This window comes from Litorimonas haliclonae (assembly GCF_965138505.1).
GTDB lineage: Bacteria > Pseudomonadota > Alphaproteobacteria > Caulobacterales > Maricaulaceae > Litorimonas > Litorimonas haliclonae.
In genome coordinates this window covers 174,727-191,232 of the sequence record NZ_CBCSCO010000001.1, presented here as the reverse complement: position 1 = coordinate 191,232, position 16,506 = coordinate 174,727, and the positions used below count along the sequence as shown (strand labels likewise).

15 protein-coding genes are annotated in these 16,506 nt (G+C 49.9%); 11 read left to right on the top strand and 4 right to left on the bottom strand.

The genetic code is table 11. The features are described 5' to 3' along the window. The first annotated feature begins 1 nt into the window (after nucleotide 1). The 8 genes from tolB to thiD all read left to right on the top strand — a co-directional run bounded on the left by tolB (nucleotide 2) and on the right by thiD (nucleotide 8,470). Entirely contained in the window at nucleotides 2–1,333 is a 1,332-nt protein-coding gene (gene tolB, locus ACNA05_RS00875) for a Tol-Pal system beta propeller repeat protein TolB (protein WP_415809479.1), read from the top strand. A gap of 155 nt (nucleotides 1,334–1,488) precedes the next feature. Then, the gene (gene pal / locus ACNA05_RS00870; protein ID WP_415809478.1) at nucleotides 1,489–2,052 is read left to right on the top strand and encodes a peptidoglycan-associated lipoprotein Pal; all 564 of its coding nucleotides are present in this window, start codon (nucleotides 1,489–1,491) and stop codon (nucleotides 2,050–2,052) included. A gap of 109 nt (nucleotides 2,053–2,161) precedes the next feature. Next, nucleotides 2,162–3,073: a tetratricopeptide repeat protein gene (locus ACNA05_RS00865; protein ID WP_415809477.1), complete on the top strand. Its 912-nt coding sequence runs from the start codon at nucleotides 2,162–2,164 to the stop codon at nucleotides 3,071–3,073. A gap of 29 nt (nucleotides 3,074–3,102) precedes the next feature. Further along, nucleotides 3,103–4,377 (top strand): tRNA lysidine(34) synthetase TilS, encoded by a 1,275-nt coding sequence (gene tilS, locus ACNA05_RS00860; RefSeq protein ID WP_415809476.1) that lies wholly within the window; start codon nucleotides 3,103–3,105, stop codon nucleotides 4,375–4,377. Nucleotides 4,378–4,458: 81 nt separating this feature from the next. Then, entirely contained in the window at nucleotides 4,459–6,390 is a 1,932-nt protein-coding gene (ftsH, locus tag ACNA05_RS00855; protein ID WP_415809475.1) for an ATP-dependent zinc metalloprotease FtsH, read from the top strand. A gap of 50 nt (nucleotides 6,391–6,440) precedes the next feature. Then, nucleotides 6,441–7,265: a dihydropteroate synthase gene (folP, locus tag ACNA05_RS00850; protein WP_415809474.1), complete on the top strand. Its 825-nt coding sequence runs from the start codon at nucleotides 6,441–6,443 to the stop codon at nucleotides 7,263–7,265. Continuing rightward, a complete protein-coding gene (locus tag ACNA05_RS00845; RefSeq protein WP_415809473.1) occupies nucleotides 7,258–7,599 on the top strand; it encodes a TM2 domain-containing protein in 342 nt (113 codons plus the stop codon). The genes folP and ACNA05_RS00845 overlap by 8 nt, the downstream gene beginning before the upstream one ends. Continuing rightward, nucleotides 7,592–8,470 carry a bifunctional hydroxymethylpyrimidine kinase/phosphomethylpyrimidine kinase gene (gene thiD, locus ACNA05_RS00840; protein ID WP_415809472.1) on the top strand — a complete coding sequence of 293 codons (879 nt, stop codon included), beginning with the start codon at nucleotides 7,592–7,594 and terminating at the stop codon, nucleotides 8,468–8,470. The genes ACNA05_RS00845 and thiD overlap by 8 nt, the downstream gene beginning before the upstream one ends. 20 nt (nucleotides 8,471–8,490) lie before the next feature. On the opposite strand, the gene ACNA05_RS00835 is transcribed toward thiD, so the two are convergent. The 4 genes from ACNA05_RS00835 to ACNA05_RS00820 all read right to left on the bottom strand — a co-directional run bounded on the left by ACNA05_RS00835 (nucleotide 8,491) and on the right by ACNA05_RS00820 (nucleotide 13,327). Further along, the gene (locus ACNA05_RS00835) at nucleotides 8,491–9,783 is read right to left on the bottom strand and encodes an adenylosuccinate synthase (protein WP_415809471.1); all 1,293 of its coding nucleotides are present in this window, start codon (nucleotides 9,781–9,783) and stop codon (nucleotides 8,491–8,493) included. A 116-nt stretch (nucleotides 9,784–9,899) separates the two neighbouring features. Then, the gene (locus ACNA05_RS00830) at nucleotides 9,900–10,499 is read right to left on the bottom strand and encodes an acyloxyacyl hydrolase (protein ID WP_415809470.1); all 600 of its coding nucleotides are present in this window, start codon (nucleotides 10,497–10,499) and stop codon (nucleotides 9,900–9,902) included. A gap of 86 nt (nucleotides 10,500–10,585) precedes the next feature. Next, nucleotides 10,586–12,160, bottom strand: a complete 1,575-nt coding sequence (gene serA, locus ACNA05_RS00825) for a phosphoglycerate dehydrogenase (protein ID WP_415809469.1) — start codon at nucleotides 12,158–12,160, stop codon at nucleotides 10,586–10,588. Nucleotides 12,161–12,163: 3 nt separating this feature from the next. Then, nucleotides 12,164–13,327, bottom strand: a complete 1,164-nt coding sequence (locus tag ACNA05_RS00820; protein ID WP_415809468.1) for a phosphoserine transaminase — start codon at nucleotides 13,325–13,327, stop codon at nucleotides 12,164–12,166. Nucleotides 13,328–13,605: 278 nt separating this feature from the next. On the opposite strand from ACNA05_RS00820, the gene ACNA05_RS00815 reads away from it, so the two are divergent. The 3 genes from ACNA05_RS00815 to ACNA05_RS00805 all read left to right on the top strand — a co-directional run bounded on the left by ACNA05_RS00815 (nucleotide 13,606) and on the right by ACNA05_RS00805 (nucleotide 16,244). Beyond that, entirely contained in the window at nucleotides 13,606–15,255 is a 1,650-nt protein-coding gene (locus ACNA05_RS00815; protein ID WP_415809467.1) for a hypothetical protein, read from the top strand. Nucleotides 15,256–15,274: 19 nt separating this feature from the next. Continuing rightward, nucleotides 15,275–15,832 (top strand): hypothetical protein, encoded by a 558-nt coding sequence (locus tag ACNA05_RS00810; protein ID WP_415809466.1) that lies wholly within the window; start codon nucleotides 15,275–15,277, stop codon nucleotides 15,830–15,832. Nucleotides 15,833–15,899: 67 nt separating this feature from the next. Continuing rightward, entirely contained in the window at nucleotides 15,900–16,244 is a 345-nt protein-coding gene (locus ACNA05_RS00805; RefSeq protein ID WP_415809465.1) for a gamma-glutamylcyclotransferase family protein, read from the top strand. Nucleotides 16,245–16,506: the final 262 nt, after the last annotated feature.

The following is a 16,506-nucleotide window of genomic DNA, read 5'->3' as shown; positions in this document are numbered from 1 at the left end:
TATGAAGGATGTCTCTGTGAAATTGTTTTTCCGATTATTACTTACCTTAGCTGTCTCGATTTTTGCCTGGCCTCTTGCGGCTCAGGCTCAATTGGAAATTGATATTACCAAAGGCAATTTAGAACCGACCCCGATTGCGGTGCCGGATTTTATTTCTCAATCCGATAGCGGCCGCGCAATGGGGGCGCAGGTGGCAGAGGTTATTCGAGCTGATTTGGAACGGTCAGGGCTTTTTGAATCACTCAATCCGGCGAGCTTTTTGGAAGTTCAAACCAATATTGATTATGAGCCGACTTATGCAGACTGGCGAATTATCAAGGCTGAGGCGCTCGTTTCTGGTCGTGTAGTCGAAGAAAACGCCAATAGAATACGCGTTGAGTTCCGTCTTTGGGATGTCTTTGCGGGCAAACAACTGGCTGGAATTCGCTTGGCTGCGACCCCTCAGAATTGGCGCCGTACGGCTCATAAAGCTTCGGATGCAATTTATAAGGCTTTGACAGGCGAGGAGGGGTATTTTGATAGTCGTCTCGTCTTCATTGATGAAAAGGGCTCTAAGGTTGATCGGGTGAGACGCCTTGGAATCATGGATCAGGACGGCGCAAACCCTCAATATCTCTTGGCCGGGTCAGACTTGGTCTTGACGCCAAGGTTTTCCCCCAGCAGCCAGAAAATTGTTTTCCTGTCATATGAAAATACCTATCCGCGTCTTTACATTCTCGACATCGAATCTGGCCGCCGGGAGCTCTTAGGTGATTTCCCGGGAATGACCTATTCGCCAACATTTTCGCCGGATGGCAACAAACTAGTTATGTCTATGGAGCGACGCGGAGATTCTGATATTTACGTAATGGATCTTAACTCCCGCTCAACGAGCCGCCTGACGAATGATCCGGCCATTGATGTGTCGGGAAGTTTTTCTCCGGATGGACGCCGTATCGTGTTTAATTCTGACAGAGGCGGCTCGCCTCAGCTTTATGTCATGAATGCGGATGGGAGTGGTCAGAAACGCATCAGCTTCGGTGAAGGGCGTTACAACGCGCCTGTTTGGTCTCCTAGAGGCGACAAGATTGCCTTTGTTAGAACTTTAAGAGGGAAATTTTCTATCGGCGTCATGGACCCAGATGGTAAAAACGAACGCATTTTGACCGAAAGCTATTTGGATGAAAGTCCGACATGGTCGCCGAATGGCCGTGTCATCGCCTTCACCCGTGAAACCCGCGGACGGGGCGCTCGTAGCGAGATATGGTCCGTTGACCTGACGGGACAAAACCTTCGCCGTGTTGAGACGCCCGGAGAGGCTTCAGACCCTGCTTGGTCACCATTATTGCCATAACTTAACCTAAATTGCCGAGAAATTTGGTAACTTTGTCGTAAGAATAGCGTTTAATCGAACTGCGACCTTGATTTTGCCGCAATCTCGTTCTTAATCACCGTCATGTGTTGGCCATGTTTTATTGTCAGCCTCACGGAATACATATGGAGACTCTGATGAAACCTCTTAAACTACTACTGTTAGGCGGCGTTGTGCTTGGCCTGACTGCCTGTGCAAGTAAACCGAAACCCGCCCCAGTACAGGAACGCCCTGTTACGCAGGCCCCGCAACCTGCTGAGCCTCAGACTGTTGAGCAGGCGCCCGCGCCAACCGAACAGTATGTTGCGCCCGATCAACCTGCACCCGGGTCAATTGAAGACTTTGCGTATCAATCCGGCGGTGAGCCACGTGTTTATTTCGGCTATGACCAATATACACTGAGCAACGAAGCCCGGAATAAATTGATGCAACAAGCGAACTGGCTCTCAAATTACTCCAACATGAATGCGATTATCGAAGGCCACGCCGATGAGCGCGGAACCCGCGAATATAACTTGGCTCTTGGCGCGCGCCGTGCGGAGGCAGTTCGTGCGTTCTTGGTGGCTCAAGGTATCGCTCCAAACCGTCTCAGCACCGTATCTTACGGAAAAGAACGTCCAATTGACGCTCGTTCCAATGAAGAAGGTTGGGCCCGTAATCGTAATGGCTTTACGAATTTGACATCTGGCGGCGTCTCCTAGGCGACCTCCAAATCCGTTCATGACGGATTAATAATTATGGCTGATTCTTAACGCTCATTCTTCTTGGATGGGCGTTAAGTCTATTTGATGACCGCGATCGGAGACTCACATGTTTAAATATTTGCCCGTAAAATCTTTTGCTTTTTTATGCGTCGTGACGGCAATGCTGACCGCATCGTCCGCGCAGGCCCAATCAAAGAGAGAACTAGCGGCGCAGAACGCACAATTGGCGCAACGCATTAGTATCTTAGAACAACGCCTCTTGACCGGAGATCCAGCGGCAGAGCGTCTCATGGCGCGTATGGACACACTTGAAACCTCTCAACGTAGCCTTACGGGCGAAATTGAGCGTCTCCGTTATGAGCGGGACAATCTCGTCTCAGAACTCGACGCGCTGGAGGGGGATATCCGCGCCATGCAAGAGCTCTCCAACCGCATCAGAATACATTTGGACGCAGTCGACTTGGTTGCTCAAGAAACACAAGGCCGTTCGGAAGCCTATGAATACGGCCCGGAAATGGAGGGGCAGCCCTCCGCTGTGCCCGGCGCCCCAGTTTTTAAAGAAAGAGACCTAGTGGTCGGAAGCGGTTCAGATGCTTCAGAACCTACTGGGAATGAACCGGATGTGCCCTTGGGGCAAGATGTAAGCCAACTTGGTGAGATAGGAAAAACGAAACTGGCTGAAGGGGACTTTGCCGGAGCGCAAATATCTCTCAGCCAATATCTTGAGTTCAACCCCGAAGCTTCTGATGCTGGGGAAATGAGTTTCTGGCTGGGTGAGAGCTATTTTGTTCGGGGTGGCTACGCAGATGCTGCGGATGCTTACATCACCTCTATGCGGAAGAATCCAGACGGCGCCAAAGCACCTGACGCTATGGTTCGACTCGCGGCTGCACTGCGGGAACTTGGAAATACATCAGAATCTTGTCAGACTTTGGCGAGCTTCCCGGAACAATTTCCCAATGCTCGGGACGCCGTGAAAGAAAAGGCCCGTATCGAAGCTGCCCGTACAGGATGTTAAACTCTCCAGTTTTGTCTTAAGTCAGCCTCATGTTGTATGAGGCTGTAGCTCCTTATTATTCTAAGACAAAAGACGCTTTCGCTGTTGCTCTATCGGGCGGCGGGGATAGCATGGCTTTGCTTCATGCCTTAAAAGACGCTCCGCAATTACGCTGCGCTTTAATCGTGGATCACGGCTTAAGGAAGGAATCAGCCGAAGAAGCCAGGCAAACTAAATCGCGGGCTGAGAAATTAGGCGTTGAAGCCCACATCCTGACATGGGTCCCTGAACCGTTACAGGCAGGTCTGCAGAAAAAAGCTCGGCAGGCTAGATATGGGCTGATGGGGGCCTATTGTCGCCAGCACGGAATTTCATCCCTATTGACAGCGCATCATTTGGGGGACCAAGCGGAGACCCTTGTTATGCGATATGATAAAGGGACGGATTGGCGCGGCGCCGCCGGAATGAGTTCTGAAAAGTATGCTCCAATCTGGCCAGAGCTTGCCTGTGTTACCGTGTGCCGTCCGCTGTTATCCGTCCCAAAAAACGAAATTCTGAAATATTTGAAAAAGAATAGTTTGGAGTGGGTGGAGGACCCCAGCAACACAAATCGTGATTTCACGCGGGTCAGAATACGTCAGCGATTGGCTGTATCGTCAATCTATCTCGGGGCTACTTTGGAAACAGCGCAAGACTTACGTCAGGCAAAGTCTTTAGAACAGGAAATTCTTGCAAACCAAGCGTCCAATATTTTGAGAGTTGATGAAAATGGATATGCTTTACTCTCAGATGTCCCTTATCCTGAACTTTTAACGCATTTATTGCGTCTGGTTAGCGGTACTGGCGGACCTATTGACGGCGCACAAATCCGGCGCGTCCTGAAAAAGTTGCGGCGTCCCGACTTCAAAGCCGTTACTCTGGCGGGCGCGCAGATATCCAAATTTGAAAATAAGTATCTTTTATGCCGGGATCCCGTCGCTGCGAAGGGACGGAGAAATAAAGAACAGACAACACATACTTCCTTGGCTGTAGCTGTAAATTCGCCCTTTATCTGGGACGGGCGTTTTTTGGCGCGAACAAGGAAAGAGGACATCATGGTTTCGCCTCTTTTCGGGCAAATGTCGAAACTGCCAAACGAACTCGTGAGAGAAGTTAAGCGGCATCCTCCGAAGGTCAGAATGACCTTACCTGTCTGGAGGGCGGGTCCCAATGTTTTAGGAATCGGAGTCGGAAAATTTGACGGGCTTTCCGTTGAGTGTCTCGCGCGGGAGCGTCTCGAAGCAATGTTTGGAAAATCAGTCCCGAAAATGAACAAAAACGTATGAAGAATTAAGCTTGCGCAGGCTTTTTTTTGGCGCAGGGTTTCTTATGTGGTAGGATAGCTAGATTATGCACAAGGCAATCAGATGAAAAACGAAAACCCACCCCCTAATTTCAATATGCGCAATGTTGCCGTTTGGGGGCTAATCATTGCGATGTTTCTCGTTATGATTACAGTGACTCAGGGAAATTTTAATTCCGTCCCAGAGGAAAACGAGCTAAATTTCAGCCAGTTTTCTCAACAAGTTCAACATGGCAATATCGCCAGCGCTAAAATTGACCAGGACGCCCGTATCGTCACAGGTGAACGCAGTGATGGCAGCGATTACGTCGCCAATATTCCCTTTTTCGACGACAAGGCCGGAGACCTCCTCGCTACAACAGATATCCCTTACGAGTATGCAGAGAAAAAAGAGCAAAGTGTTCTCGTTGGATTGTTGATGAGCGTTTTGCCTCTGCTTTTAATCGTAGGTATCTTCTTCCTTTTCTTCCGGTCCATGCAAGGCGGAGGACGCGGAGGCGCCATGAGCTTTGGGAAATCCAAGGCGAAAATGCTTACGGAAAATACCCAGAAAAAGACATTCGAAGATGTTGCGGGTGTTGAATCCGCTAAAGAAGATTTGAACGAAGTTGTGGAGTTTTTACGCGATCCGTCCCGTTTTACGCGTCTTGGGGCGCGCATTCCGACGGGCGCACTCTTGGTGGGCCCTCCCGGGACAGGTAAAACGCTATTGGCCCGCGCGGTAGCCGGCGAAGCCGAAGTGCCGTTCTTTACCATTTCAGGTTCAGACTTTGTTGAAATGTTTGTGGGCGTCGGCGCGTCCCGTGTTCGGGAAATGTTTGCCGATGCGCGCAAACACGCCCCATGTATCATTTTTATTGACGAGATTGATGCTGTCGGCCGCCACCGCGGTGTCGGCACCTCCGGAGGACATGAAGAGCGCGAGCAGACTTTGAACCAGCTCTTGGTCGAAATGGATGGATTTGATGGTCAGGAAGGCGTTATTATTATCGCCGCGACCAACCGTCCTGATGTTTTGGACAAAGCGCTTCTGCGTCCGGGTCGTTTCGACCGTCAGATCGAAGTCCCATACCCCGATATCTCTGGACGGGAGAAGATTCTCGAAGTCCACATGAAGGGCAAACCGATTTCTGCTGATTTGGATGTCAAATATATTGCGCGCGGAACCCCCGGTTTCTCGGGCGCGGACCTTGCCAACCTCGTCAATGAGGCGGCTCTTTTGTCGGCCCGTCGCAACAAGCTTAAAATCACGATGCGCGAGTTTGAAGACGCGCGTGACAAAGTTATGATGGGCGCCGAGCGTCGCACACTTGCCATGTCGGATGAGGAAAAACAAATGACGGCCTATCACGAAGCGGGCCATGCTATTGTTGGTCTGAATATGCCAGGCAGCCTGCCGATCCACAAAGCAACCATTATCCCGCGCGGCCGGGCCCTAGGGATGGTTCAATACCTGCCAGAGCGGGATCAGATTTCCCAAAGCCGACAGGAAATGATCGCTTCCATGGCTATGGCGATGGGCGGACGCGCGGCTGAGGAGATCAAATTTGGCTATGACAAAGTGACCTCCGGTGCGAGTTCGGATATCGAACACGTTACCAAAATCGCCACAGCGATGGTGACAGAATATGGACTGTCTGACGCGATCGGCCCAATTGCCTATAAAGACAACGATCAGGGCAGTTTTGTGCCCGGCATTGGGCGCGGTTCTGCGATTTCTCCGGAAACGGCGAAGTTGATTGAAACAGAGATTAAGCGTTTTGTGACAGAAGCTCACGAAAAGGCACTTGATATCCTGAAAAAGAAAAAGAAGGACTGGAAAACCTTGGCCGAGGCGCTTCTGGAATATGAAACGCTTTCCGGTGATGAAATCAAAGTTCTTCTCTCTGACGGCATAAAGCCGAAACGCCCCGATGGCGGGAAAACCAAGCCGGCTGTGTCCGCGGTCCCAACGACCAAAAAGCCCAAGGGGTTAGGCGGGGCCGCAGAAGCTTAATTACAAATCACCCCGCCTCGGCGGGGTTTTTCATTCGTGACTTGATTACTATGACCCCTAAATTCTCCCGACCAAAAATCATGGGCATATTAAATGCCACGCCGGACAGCTTCTCAGACGGCGGACTTTATGACGGGTTGGAACTGGCGGTAAAAGGCGCCATGCGGCTCTGGGAGCAAGGCGCCGATATTATTGACATAGGCGGCGAAAGCACACGTCCGGGCGCGGAAGAAGTGTCTGTTGCTGAAGAAATAATGAGAACGGTTCCCGTCATTGTGGCCTTGCGCGAAGGGACAAAAGACAAAGAAGTAGGTCCGATAATTTCCATAGATACCCGCAAACCCGAGGTAGCTCAGGCCGCTATACTCGCAGGCGCTGATATTTGGAATGACGTGACGGCGCTGACTTTCGACGCCTCATCAGAAAAGATTGCGGCGGAACTTGGCTGTCCCGTTATCCTAATGCATATGCAGGGATCACCGGAAACCATGCAGCATAATCCGCATTACGGAAACGCTGTAGCGGAGGTAAAAGATTACCTGGCGAAACGTATAGACGCGCTCGATTTTGCGGGGGTAGAACAGAAAAATATAACGCTCGACCCCGGGATCGGATTTGGAAAACGTCAGGAAGATAACCTTGCTATCTTACACAATCTTTCCGAATTTAAGTCGCTAGGGTGTCCACTATTAATGGGGGCGTCTCGCAAAAGCTTCATCGGGCGCATTGACGGGAGCAGCGCAGATGACCGATTAGGTGGGAGCCTTGCCGCCGCGCTCTGGTCAGCCCAAGCTGGCGCCAATATTGTGCGAGTGCATGATGTGAGTGAGACGGTGCAGGCGATAAAGGTATGGGAGGCTATGGCGAATGGGTAATAGCCGAAAGCCCTGGTTGAAGTATAAAAATCCGGAGAAGCCTGCACGAGAATACCATTCAGTAAAACCAAAGCGCCGAACAGTTCGGCTCGCATTATTTTTCCTCGTATTTACCGGAGGTGTTGGCGGCCATAAATTCTATTTGGGAAGAATGAAGCAAGGCTGGTGGCTATTCGTAATCTATCACTTGCTTTTTATCTTTTATAGGATCGCTTTTGATTCTAATCCGGCTTTTGTAATTGGTGTTTACTTTCTGCTGGTTTTCCTTTTGGAAGTGGGAAGCCTGGACAAACAGGTAAAACTTAGAAATACCGAATTGGGATGTGATGACTGAAAACGTAGAAAACAAGCCCCAAGGCCGCGTTCTTATCATCGCTGGCTCCGACTCCTCTGGCGGGGCGGGGATACAGGCGGATATCAAAACTTGCGCCGCGTTTGGCGCCTATTCCATGACGGCAATTACAGCGATTACCGTTCAAAATACTTTAGGGGTGGAGCAGGTCGAATTCTTGGACGCAGAGCTTGTGCGGGCGCAGATTAAAGCCTGCGTGTCTGATATTGGCGTCGATGTCGTTAAGATTGGTATGCTCGGCACGAAAGAGATTATTGAGGTTGTTGCCGAAGAGGTTGAACCTCTCGACGCCTTTATTGTTCTCGATCCCGTTGCTGTGGCGACCTCGGGGGACACATTACTTAAAGACAATGCAATGGAGGCTCTGAAGACGAGACTGCTGCCTCTGGCTGACCTCGTGACGCCCAACGTCCCGGAGGGTGAATGGCTCTCAGGCGTGAAAATTGAAGATGTCGATGATTTGACCAAAGCTGGCGACGCACTTCTTGAGCGAGGTGTTTACGCAGCGCTGATGAAAGGGGGGCATTTGTCGACCAAGTCTGTCGTTGATGTTCTGGTGAGCGAAGAGGGGGCGAACGTAATGTCCGGCCCGCGCATTCGTACGCGGCACACGCATGGCACAGGATGCACATTGGCAAGCGCTGTAGCGGCCAATATGGCCCAGGGGCTTTCCTTGGACGCGGCTGTCATGGTGGCCCGAGAGTTTGTGTTTGAGGCTATTCGCACCGCTCCTGGATTAGGGTCGAAAGACGGGCATGGCCCGCTCAATCACGGCTTGGCAAACGAAGAAAGCGCGGAAGAGGAAAGCCCTAAATCGGACAATCCTTTTGCCGCGCTCAAGTCACTTAAATAAGCGAAATTAAATGTCCTCGCTCAAGACTTAAACGGATCCCGCATGAGGATAACGTCTTCGCGTTCCGGAGACGTTGAAACCATAGAGACCGGACACCCGATCAGTTCTTCTATGTGGCGAACATATTTGACGGCTTCGGCCGGCAGGTCGGCCCAGCTTCGGGCGCCTTGTGTACTGCCTTGCCATCCCGGCATGGTTTCATAAATCGGTTCGACATTGGCTTGATTGGCAGCTCCAGCAGGGAGGCGTTTAATCTCTTTGCTGTCAAGTTTATAGCCAATGCAAATTTTTAACTCTTCCAATCCGTCCAGTACATCGAGTTTGGTCAACGCAATGCCTGTTATCCCGCCTGTAATGACAGCCTGACGCACCATAATAGCGTCAAACCACCCACAACGGCGTTGCCGCCCTGTGACTGTACCGAATTCGTGACCGCGTTCGCCTAAACGTTGCCCAACGTCGTCGTTTAGCTCTGTTGGGAAAGGGCCTTCGCCGACGCGTGTCGTGTAGGCTTTGGTAATGCCCAAAACATAATTCAGCGCGCCTGGGCCCATGCCCGATCCCGCCGCAGCTTGGCCGGCAATGGTATTGGAGCTTGTGACAAAAGGGTAGGTACCGTGGTCAATATCAAGCATGGCGCCTTGTGCGCCTTCAAATAAAATTCGTTTTTCAGCTTGTTGAGCCTCGTGAAGGGCGTGCCAAACAGGGGCGGAATAAGGTAGAATTTCCGGAGCAATTTCGAGCAGCTTCTCCGTCAATTCGTTGGCGTTCGTTTCCGGCTTTCCCAGTCCTACGCGAAGCGCATTATGGTGGTGGAGGAGGTTTTTAACGCGAGCCAATAGATGCTCTTTATCCGCCAAGTCGCAAACTCGAATAGCTCGCCGGGCGACTTTATCTTCGTAAGCGGGGCCAATGCCGCGCTTGGTTGTCCCAATTTTAACGCCGTCGACACGATTTTCGCGAATGCCGTCCAGCTCGGAATGGATTGGAAGAATGAGGGCGGTAGATTCGGAAATCAGTAAGTCTTCAGGCGTGATTTTAACGCCTTGTTCCTTGATGCGCTTTACTTCGTCCAGAAAGGCCCAAGGGTCGAGGACGACGCCATTTCCGATGACAGAGAGCTTGCCCCCGCGAACAATACCGGAAGGAAGCAGAGAAAGCTTATAAACCGTCCCGTCGACCACAAGCGTATGTCCGGCATTATGCCCCCCTTGGAAGCGGACGACGACATCGGCGCGACTTGAAAGCCAATCGACAATCTTGCCTTTTCCTTCATCACCCCATTGGGACCCGACAACAACTACATTGGCCATATCATACTCGCATAAAAAAGGCGCCCACTATAGAATAGCTGCGCCGGCAATTATTCCTCGCGTGAGTAACTGAAAAAGTCTCTCAATGCGAGTCTCTGTCGGGAGTTATCTCCAATTTAGAAGCGTTTTGCGACTCTTCCGCCGATGACGTCTAACCCCTCATTACTTCGAGACGAAAGGATTCTTCCATGGCTTAGGTGTTCGATGAAAAACTCCGCCGAGTAAGTTTTGTTGAAGCGGTAGCCAAGGGCAATCTGTTGACGGAATAAAATCCGGGAACCGAATTCTATATTTTCGCGAGTTTGTTCTTGGAAAACAAGGGATTCAGCCGGAGTGGTTGGACGATCAAACTCTAAATTTCCATTGTGAATGACCAAGCCAAAAGAAAAGTCGCCGTAGAATTTATTCCCAAATCCCTGACGCCACAAAAGTCCACCGCCGCCATAGGACGTATTACCTTCGAGATTATACGTGCCTCCGATATAAGGTTGCGGGCTGAGCGCCCATTTGAGAAACTGGGGTTCTTCGAAAACCAGTTCGGCATTAATGGCGACACTGTTTTCTTTCTCTTTATTTGTTCCAAAACCAAGTATTTCAATGTCATGGATGTTTGCGCCGACGCGCATTTCTGCCGTCTGCGCTTCTGCCGCGGAATAAACAAAGAAAAGTGATATAATAAAAACCACAGCCGAGACAATGCGAAGCGGAAGTAACATTAAACGGCCCTGAATATCAAAATCATTGTTTCATATTAAAAACGGGGCGCGAGCCCCATTTGAAGTCTTAGCTGTGAATTCAGCGATTATAAAGAGACAACGTCGACAATTTTTACGGCGTCGAGAGATTTAATCTGTTGGGCGACGGACTCCGATATCGGTTCATCAACGCTTACGAGGCAAACAGCTTCATCACCCTTTTTCATCCGCCCTAGAGAGAATGTCGCGATATTGACTTTGTTATCTCCCAAGACGGCCCCGAGACGTCCTATAAATCCAGGTTTGTCTTCATTTCGGACGTACACCATATTCGGAGAGAACGCGGCGTCCATTGGTACCCCAAAAAGACGAACAATGCGAGGTTCGCCGCGATAGATCGTGCCGACAACTACATATTTGCGTTCCGTTGTCGTCACCGTTAGGCGAATGAGTGACTCAGCGCGCTCCGCTTCATCAACATAGGACTCCTTGACCTCTATCCCGCGTTCTTTTGCAAGAACCGGAGCGGAGACCATATTCACATCCGGCATAGCGGCCTTAAGGAGTCCCGCAAGAGCGGCGGCTGTTACCGGATTGGTATTCAGCTGCGTCACAGCTCCTTTATAAGTAAATTCCACAGATTTAATCGGTGCGTGCAGAAGTTGGCCTGTCATGGCGCCAAGGTTATCTGCCAGATTGACAAAAGGCTTCAGGCGAGGGGCTTCTTCAGCCGTAATAGACGGTGTGTTGAGTGCATTGCTTACCGCGCCGGTCAAAAGGTAGTCCGCCATTTGCTCTGCAACCTGCACGGCCACATTTTCTTGCGCTTCTAGTGTAGAAGCGCCGAGGTGAGGGGTCGCAATAAAGTTTGGTGTGCCGAACAGGGGATGCTCTTTTGCAGGTTCGACAGCAAACACATCCAACGCTGCCGCTCGCACGTGACCGGCGTCTAAAGCGTCTTTCAACGCTTCTTCATCAACCAGTCCACCCCGGGCGCAGTTCACAATAATGATGCCTTTTTTGGTCATGCCAAGACGTTCACGAGATACAATGCCTTTCGTGCTATCCACTAAGGGAGTGTGTAATGTGATGGCGTCAGCGCGTTGGAAGAGGGCGTCTAATTCAACCTTCTCTGCGCCGAGTTTTACAGCCCGTTCAGCCGTCAGATAAGGGTCAAAAGCAATGACTTTCATTTTGAGACCAAGCGCGCGTTCGGCGACTAGAGCCCCAATATTACCGCAACCGATAATGCCAAGGGTTTTATTAAACAGCTCAACACCTTTGAAGTCACTTTTGGGCCATTCGCCGTTTTGGGTACGGGTAGAGGCGGACGGTATCTGGCGAGCAGCGGAAAAGAGCATGGCTATAGCGTGTTCAGCCGTTGTGACAGCATTTCCGAACGGCGTGTTCATAACGACGACACCTTGATCGGTGGCGGCTTTGATATCGACATTATCGACCCCAATACCCGCGCGGCCAATCACTTTCAGGTTCTTGGCGGCCTTAATGATTTCAGCATCAGGACGTGTTGTAGATCGAACCGCAAGTCCGTCATATTCTCCGATGATGTCAATTAGCTCTTCCTTGGAAAGACCCGTAATAACATCGACATCAACACCGCGATTTTTGAAAACCTGAGTTGCCGCAGAGGACATTTTATCAGCAATTAGAACTTTAGGCATGAATTAGCCCTCCTTCTGAATAAGAGTTTCAAACGCCCAATCAAGCCATGGGACGAGGGCTTCGAGATTAGATTTTTCAACGGCTGAACCACACCAAATTCGTAATCCTGCAGGCGCGTCGCGATAGCTGCCAAAATCCAATGCTACATTCTCTTGCGCGAGGAGTTTTACAAAAGCCTTTGAAAAGGCTGCATTATCTTCGATTCGTTTGTCGTCAAAGACCAAGCAAACGCCAGTATTGGACCACTCGTCTTTGTTCGCGGCGAGGTTTTTAATCCATGGCGTCGTCTCTACCCAATCCCAAATAACTTTCGCATTTTCATCAGCGCGTTTTAGGAGGGTTGGAAGACCGCCGATTGATTTAGCCCAGCTTAAGGAGTCGATATAATCCTCAACGGCTAGCATGGACGGCGTGTTGATTGTCGCGCCTTCGAAAATGCCTTCATTGATTTTATCGCCTTTTTTCATCCGGAATATTTTCGGGAGCGGCCAAGGCGGATTGTAACTTTCCAAACGCTCGACAGCGCGCGGAGACAGGATGAGCATGCCGTGACCCGCTTCGCTGCCCATGACTTTCTGCCAAGAAAAAGTGACCACATCGAGTTTATCCCAATCGAGTGGCTGCGCGAAAGCAGCAGAGGTTGCGTCGCAAATCGTAAGGGCTTCTCGATCCGTTGGAATGAAATCCGCATTTGGAATTTTTACCCCGGAGGTTGTGCCGTTCCACGTAAAGACCAGGTCACGCGTTCCGTCATAACCGGAGAAATCAGGGAGGTGGCCGTAATCGCCTTTCAGAATAGTTAAGTCGTCGAGCGGAAGCTGTGTCTGGGCATCTGTAATCCAGCCAGCTCCAAAGCTTTCCCAAGCGGCGACGTCAACACCGCGCGGCCCGAGAAGGGACCACATCGCCATTTCGACGGCGCCAGTGTCAGAAGCCGGAACGATCCCGATGCGGTAATCTTCTGGAACCTCGAGGACTTCTCTGGTCAGATCGATAGCAAGCTTCAAGCGCTCTTTGCCCAAGGCAGAGCGGTGCGAGCGGCCCAGAACGTCTAAGTTTAAATTGGAAATGTCCCATCCGGGACGTTTAGCTGTCGGCCCGCTAGAAAAATGCGGACATGCAGGTTTTTTGGCCGGCTTCTGAGCCGGTTCGGTGGCGATTGCCATAAGACTGTCTCCATCGTCTGAGTTTTTGTACAGACGTCAAAGTGCGTTCCAGTGGGGGAACGTGACCCAAGCGCGCTATGCAATGAATTTGGGGGAGATGTCAATATAGCTCTTGTGCACCCCTTGGCTCTGAAAAGGTCGAAAAGTAAAACGATAACGGTCGTATGATCAAAGTCTCGTTTTGCCAGAATGAATTTGTCTGTCGTAATAAATTCAGTCGTATTCAGGTCTTATTCAGGCTAGAAAAAACATACTGATTAAAAAACGAGACGTTATTCATGAACAAATACACACAGATTTCAGGGAAATTATTGGCCGCAAGCGCATTGGCGCTTGTTATGAGTACAGGTCTTGTCGCTTGCGGCGGTGGCGGCGGGGGATCCAGTGTGGTCACACCACCGCCTCCAGCGTCTTCGGTAACAATTTCCGGTACCATCACGTATGATCGGGTCCCGTTTAACACGTCGACAAATGGACTGGATTACAGTTCCACGCGGCAAGAGCCAGTGAGAGGCGCTATCATTGAGCTATTGGATGCCTCAAATGCGGTTGTTGCTAGTTCTGTTACGGGCGACGACGGGAGTTATTCTTTTGCAGATATAGATGCCGATACAGATGTAAGGGTCAGTACCAAAGCGCAACTGCTCAGCACAACTGGTTCCGAATATGATATTCAAGTTGTCGACAACACGTCCAGCAATGCGCTCTACACTCTAAACGGGTCGCTTGTGTCGTCTGGAACGGCTGACTCGACCCGTAACCTCAATGCGTCTTCAGGATGGGGTGGGACATCCTACACCTCTACACGTGCGGCTGCGCCTTTCGCCATTCTGGATAATCTCTACGAATTTGTTACTACCTATCAGGCTGTTGATCCGGATATAGATTTCCCCATGCTCAATGTATATTGGAGCGTCAATAACCGTGCCGCGAGCGGTGACGTTACGGCTGGTGAAATAGGAACTTCGAATTACACACGGTTCAATGGTGTCCCGACGCTTTCCATCCTGGGGGACGAGAATAACGATACTGACGAATATGACTCTCATGTTATCGTGCATGAAGCGGCGCATTATTTTGAGGATCAGATTTCTAGATCGGACTCTATCGGCGGCGCCCATGGAGGTGGGGATCGTCTAGATCCAAGAGTGGCCATGGGAGAAGGCTGGGGTAACGCCATGTCTGCCATTATTTTGGAAGACCAGTTCTATCGTGACAGTAGTACGTCCATGCAAGCCCGCGGCTTCCAGATTGATATAGAAAATAATAATGTCACTAATCCGGGATGGTTCAGCGAGTTTTCCGTTCAGTCGATTATTTACGATATCTGGGATAGCGCAGACGACGGGACTGATTCCGTTTCATTGGGACTGGAGCCAATATATGAGGCTTTCATTGATGCAGAATATACAAGCTCTATAGCCACTACGACTATTTTCTCTTGGCTCGATTCACTTGAACAACAATCCGGCGTTCCGTCTGCAGCTATTACGGCTCTAAAAACCGGACAGACCATTAATGGGACAGGGCCTTTAGGAATTGGCGAAACAAATAATGGTTCAATTCCGAGCTCATTACCTGTTTACAAACCCGTGACCACCGATGGCAATCCTGTAAGAATTTGTTCTGTAAACGATGCAGGTGTTTCTAATAAACTCAATAACAGAGACTTTTTGTTTTTGAGTGTTCCAACGGCTGGAAGCTACACACTCGAAATGTCGCGTGTGTCCGGCGCGGCAAACACCGACCCGGATTTCAGGGTCTTTGACGAGAGCAATACATTCTTTTCTGGCAGTAATAGCGGAGATAATAATGTGGAGACTGTCACACTTAACTTAGAAAGCAGGAATTATTTCATCTCAGCATTTGATTTCAATAATTTAAGCGATCCGGGTCAGGACAGCTGTTATGATTTTACAGTTCAATAATTGTAAGAGGACTTTGGGAATGAAAACTCTTCAAGCTTCGAAAGCATTGCGAAGCGCTGTTTTATTAGGAAGCGGGGCTTTCCTATTGGGATGTGTCTCATCCCACGACTCCCATACCGCAACGACGTCAGATACCTCGGTCAATAAAACGGTTAAACCAGGCGCCGCTATAACTTTAAGTCATGAGGGGCCCAAAGATTTGCGGCCCGGACAATACGGCGTTGTAACGGTGAAAGTGACCGATAGTTATGAGGCAGGCACGCTAGTTTTGACAGCTCAGCCGGAGGAAGGTTTAAGATTGGTCACAGAAACAGCTGAAACGACTTTCCCTTTTTCCGGAGATGACGCCCATGAATGGGAATTAGATGTGACGTCCGAAACAAGCGGAGTGTATTATTTAAATATTTTTGCGACGGCCAAACTGCCAGAGGGGCCCGAAATGATGCGGAGTTACGCGGCTCGAATTTTAATTGGGGATGTCACCGAGGCCGATATTCAAAACTCAATGAAAAAAAACGGCTCTCTCTCTGAGGACGGCAAAACAATTTCTATGGAAGCTGAAGAAACCATACAATAAAGCTATCTTATTTGTTGCCTTCATTTTGTGGTTTTAATATTTTCTAAGCTAGCCTTGAGGGACAGACATGCCGCTTCTTTTTTCCTATGGGACACTTCAATTTCCGCAGGTTCAGAAAGATACATTTGGTCGGCTGCTTGACGGGGAGGAGGATGCGCTCGTTGGGTTTTCTCACACAATGATAGAAATTACTGATCCGGACGTGTTAGCCAGTAGCGGTGAACGGTTTCATCCGATTGCACGACGTTCGAATAACGCTTCGGATAGAGTAGACGGTAGGGTTTTTGAAGTAAGCGAAGATGAATTGATACGGGCGGATTCTTACGAAGTTTCTGACTATGTCCGCGAGCGGGTTGATCTCGCGTCAGGGCGGGCGGCTTGGCTTTATGTCAAATCAGAAAAATCTGTCTGAAAACAGGTGATTCATATATTTTTAAGGGCAGGTCTTAACAAAATCGTAAGGCCAGTTTGCGATTGGTAAGTCTCTATTTTCTAACGGATTTTCAATTATTACTTTCAAACGATTTTCCGCCGTTTGAACCTTTCAATGACTTGAAAACCCAGCCCCTTACCGTTCCCACGGTTAGTACGAAAGGCCGCACGCTTCCGAGGTGCGGCCTTTCTGTTACGGTCTAAACTGTCTTCGAAACTTCACCTCGTTCAGCAACTTTTTT